2 protein-coding genes, 1 tRNA gene and 2 rRNA genes are annotated in these 4,559 nt (G+C 44.7%); 4 read left to right on the forward strand and 1 reads right to left on the reverse strand.

Annotated elements, in window-relative coordinates; genetic code table 11:
• Positions 1–833, reverse strand: an 833-nt coding sequence (bchI, locus tag C4E06_RS10630) for a magnesium chelatase ATPase subunit I (protein WP_107668036.1), incomplete at its 3' end; no start/stop codon positions are given.
• Between the two features lie 260 nt (positions 834–1,093).
• Here bchI and C4E06_RS10635 point away from each other — a divergent pair.
• From C4E06_RS10635 to C4E06_RS10650, 4 genes are all read left to right on the forward strand, one after another.
• Positions 1,094–1,468, forward strand: coding sequence for a hypothetical protein (locus tag C4E06_RS10635; RefSeq protein ID WP_198648534.1), 375 nt, complete (start codon positions 1,094–1,096; stop codon positions 1,466–1,468).
• Between the two features lie 822 nt (positions 1,469–2,290).
• Positions 2,291–3,777: ribosomal RNA gene (locus C4E06_RS10640) — 16S ribosomal RNA — on the forward strand.
• 151 nt (positions 3,778–3,928) lie between these two features.
• Positions 3,929–4,002: transfer RNA gene (locus tag C4E06_RS10645), tRNA-Ile, on the forward strand.
• 142 nt (positions 4,003–4,144) lie between these two features.
• Positions 4,145–4,559 (forward strand): 23S ribosomal RNA (locus tag C4E06_RS10650); the annotation flags it as partial.

Raw genomic sequence — 4,559 nt, forward strand, 5'->3', positions numbered from 1 at the left:
ATTTTGACCCGTAAATCATAATCGATATTAACCGAAGGTAATAGATTTTGTGCTTTAACTAAACTATTTTGTAACTCCTCTTGTTGAGATTGATAAGTTTCACAGAATTTTTGAGGATCACGATCAAATTCTGATCTTTGTTCTACAATTTGTACTCGTAAATTAGGTTCTTTAACGGTGTGGATCTCTGCGTGCATTCCAAAACGATCCAGTAACTGAGGCCGTAACTCTCCTTCTTCGGGGTTTCCCGATCCCACTAAAACAAATCTAGCCGGGTGTCTAATAGAAATTCCTTCTCTTTCTACTGTATTCCAACCACTGGCCGCAGAGTCTAATAATACATCTACTAAGTGATCGTCGAGTAGGTTAACTTCGTCTACATATAAAATGCCTCGGTTTGCCTTAGCTAATAACCCAGGTTCAAACGCTTTGACCCCTTCTGATAAAGCCTTTTCAATATCAATGGTGCCACAGACTCTATCCTCCGTTGCGCCAAGGGGTAAGTCAACCATGATTACTTTTTTGTGAGCAACGGGTAACGATCCTTCTTCTTCTAATACTTGACGGACATTATCACTCATCAAATCAGGATCAGAGGGATGAGAGTTAAACGGATCATTTTCCACGACATCAATTTCAGGAAGTAAGTCAGCTAAAGCGCGGATAGTGGTTGATTTTCCTGTGCCGCGATCGCCCATAATCATGACACCGCCAATTTTTGGGTCAATGACATTGAGGAGTAAGGCCAGTTTCATTTCTTCTTGGCCAACAATGGCCGTAAAGGGAAACACAACGCGATGGGTTTTTGGGGGTGCTTGTAAGGTTGCAGTCATCTAGGTTATTCGGTTTGTTCTCAGTCTAATTTTGCTATGCGATCGCTTACTTGGTCAATCTTTCCTATTGTGCCATGGGATATTAGCTTTCAACCAGTTCATTGACCCTTGCTTTTGACATAGTGCTATGGGTGGAAATAATTTCTTTTATATACCCTCTTTAATATAAATAATCTATTCACTTCAGTAGAAGCAACCCCAACGAAAAATTTTTATCTTGAGATTATAGAGAGGTTAACAAATTACAAGGAGAATCAATTATGAAATCATTGATGAAACAATCTGCATCTTGGCTATCTTTAATCGTAGTTGGAACCCTGACAGTTTTTCCTTCCAAGGTTAATGCACAAAATGCACAATCAGACTGGCAAGAGGATTGTTTGATGGACGCTGAAGATTATGTTGAGCCTAATATGTTAGCAATGATGGCTTATCGTGGAGCTTTTGCAGAAGAAGGCATTCCTGGTTATGTTAAATTTCAATCAGAATTTAGCTCAGGTGATGTTACTGGTGAAGAAATTGTTAATGCCGCTATTGAAAACTGTATGTTAAGCAGACGATATACCCTAGAACGCAATAGTGCTTATGTAGAAGACGTTGAAAGTCAAGTTCAATATTTGCTTCGCGCTCAATAATTTTAATCTTCTTAGGCTCTCCTGTGAGAATTAGATATGTAGCTAATTATTGCAAAAGAAATAAAACCCATTCACCTGAGTTATTTAGTTCAGTCTTAGAAGAAGTCGAGACAATGCAAGGAATTTTAGTTGTTACTCTTCAAAAGTTAAAGTCTTAACAACCCTCCTGTCAACTGCCTTCTACCTTCTGCCTCAGACTAAAGCTTTAGTCCAGTAGGGTGGGTTAGACGGCGATAAACTCAAGGTTTACTAGAAGCTAATCATCCGTCGTAACCCACCATTTTAGAGACTCATCGGAATTGCTTGTTGTAAAGTTGATTCTCTTGTCAGTTTAGAGACTGCTATGTCACCGAGTTGAGATGGATCTGATTGGTCTTGCATCCTATCTAGATTAAAAATCACAATCACACATTAAAGGTAATACCGTAATACTGTAATACTATTTATCCAATATTTTGATGATCTTCAAGTTAATCTGGAAACTTTTTTTGCTCTTAAAACCCTTTCTCTGACTAGCTTTCAAAGAAAGAGGGAAAATATTTTAGAAAAAAATCAAAAAAAGGGTTGACATTCCCTGTTGGTTTGGTTATATTTGTAAATGCGCGGTTGAGAGCGAAACGCAAACGACGCGCTCCGAACCTAGACAATTCTATAGTTTGAAAGCTGATAAACAACACAGCCCTTGTTAATTGAAACAATTATATTCTATTTGTTCCTAGTTGTCTAGGAAACAGTAGAAAAAAATCAATTCACCCTCTATATTTCGATTAATCGGAATTATAGAGTCAAGGAAAAAAATGGAGCCTATGCTTCAAACTTTCCACCACGGAGAGTTTGATCCTGGCTCAGGATGAACGCTGGCGGTATGCCTAACACATGCAAGTCGAACGCAGTCTTCGGACTGAGTGGCGGACGGGTGAGTAACGCGTGAGAATCTGCCTTCAGGATGGGGATAACAGTGGGAAACCACTGCTAATACCCAATATGCCGAAAGGTGAAAATTATTTTGCCTGAAGAGGAGCTCGCGTCTGATTAGCTAGTTGGTGGGGTAAAAGCTTACCAAGGCAACGATCAGTAGCTGGTCTGAGAGGATGAGCAGCCACACTGGGACTGAGACACGGCCCAGACTCCTACGGGAGGCAGCAGTGGGGAATTTTCCGCAATGGGCGAAAGCCTGACGGAGCAATACCGCGTGAGGGAGGAAGGCCTTTGGGTTGTAAACCTCTTTTCTCAGGGAAGAAGATCTGACGGTACCTGAGGAATAAGCATCGGCTAACTCCGTGCCAGCAGCCGCGGTAATACGGAGGATGCAAGCGTTATCCGGAATTATTGGGCGTAAAGCGTCCGCAGGTGGTTTTTCAAGTCTGCTGTCAAAGACCGAAGCTCAACTTCGGAAAGGCAGTGGAAACTGGAAAACTAGAGTTCGGTAGGGGTAGCGGGAATTCCCAGTGTAGCGGTGAAATGCGTAGATATTGGGAAGAACATCGGTGGCGAAGGCGCGCTACTGGACCGAAACTGACACTCAGGGACGAAAGCTAGGGGAGCGAAAGGGATTAGATACCCCTGTAGTCCTAGCTGTAAACGATGGAAACTAGGTGTGGCTTGTATCGACCCGAGCCGTGCCGTAGCTAACGCGTTAAGTTTCCCGCCTGGGGAGTACGCACGCAAGTGTGAAACTCAAAGGAATTGACGGGGGCCCGCACAAGCGGTGGAGTATGTGGTTTAATTCGATGCAACGCGAAGAACCTTACCAGGGCTTGACATGTCCGGAACTTTCCTGAAAGGGAAAGGTGCCTTCGGGAACCGGAACACAGGTGGTGCATGGCTGTCGTCAGCTCGTGTCGTGAGATGTTGGGTTAAGTCCCGCAACGAGCGCAACCCTCGTCTTTAGTTGCCAGCATTAAGGTGGGCACTCTAGAGAGACTGCCGGTGACAAACCGGAGGAAGGTGGGGATGACGTCAAGTCAGCATGCCCCTTACGCCCTGGGCTACACACGTACTACAATGGTTGGGACAAAGGGCAGCGAACCCGCGAGGGAAAGCGAATCTCATCAAACCCAGCCTCAGTTCAGATTGCTCTCTGCAACTCGAGAGCATGAAGGAGGAATCGCTAGTAATCGCAGGTCAGCATACTGCGGTGAATTCGTTCCCGGGCCTTGTACACACCGCCCGTCACACCATGGAAGCTGGTCACGCCCGAAGTAGTTACCCTAACTTTCGAGAGGGGGACTCCTAAGGCAGGGCTAGTGACTGGGGTGAAGTCGTAACAAGGTAGCCGTACCGGAAGGTGTGGCTGGATCACCTCCTTATAGGGAGACCGAGGAGAATGTAGAATGCAGAATGAAGAATGTAAAAAAATCATTCTAAATTCTAAATTTTTAATTCTAAATTCTTCCATCCCAAGGTCGTGGCAAGGGAAATGTGAACAGCTTTCAAACTAAGAATGGGTCTCGGAAAGAGGGGCTATTAGCTCAGCTGGTTAGAGCGCACCCCTGATAAGGGTGAGGTCTCTGGTTCAAGTCCAGAATAGCCCACCTGTCTGATTTCCCAAAAAAAGGATAGTTCAGCACCTAGTCTTTTTGAAAAAGACGGAATGCTGGATGTTATATCCAGTCAGTACCCTTGAAAACTGCAGAAAAAAGAGTCAACAAACAAGTCCAAAAAAAAGACCAAAAAGGTCAAGCTACAAAGGGCTAACGGTGGATACCTAGGCACACAGAGGCGAAGAAGGACGTAGTTACCGACGATACGCTTCGGGGAGCTGGAAGCAAGCATTGATCCGAAGGTTTCCGAATGGGGCAACCCCAAGAATGGTCACCTGAATCTATAGGGTGACACAAGCTAACCGGGCGAACTGAAACATCTTAGTAACCCGAGGAAGAGAAAGCAAAAGCGATTCCCCCAGTAGCGGCGAGCGAAAAGGGACCAGGCCTAAACCATCGACTACGGTTGATGGGGTTGTGGGACAGTGATGTGGACTGTAGCGGTTAAACGAAGCAGCTGAAAACTGCACCAGAGAAGGTGAAAGTCCTGTATTGAAAACTTAAACAGCCTAACTGTATCCCGAGTAGCACGGAGCCCGTGGAATTCC

It is taken from the genome of Cyanothece sp. BG0011 (assembly GCF_003013815.1).
Classification (GTDB): Bacteria; Cyanobacteriota; Cyanobacteriia; order Cyanobacteriales; family Microcystaceae; genus Crocosphaera.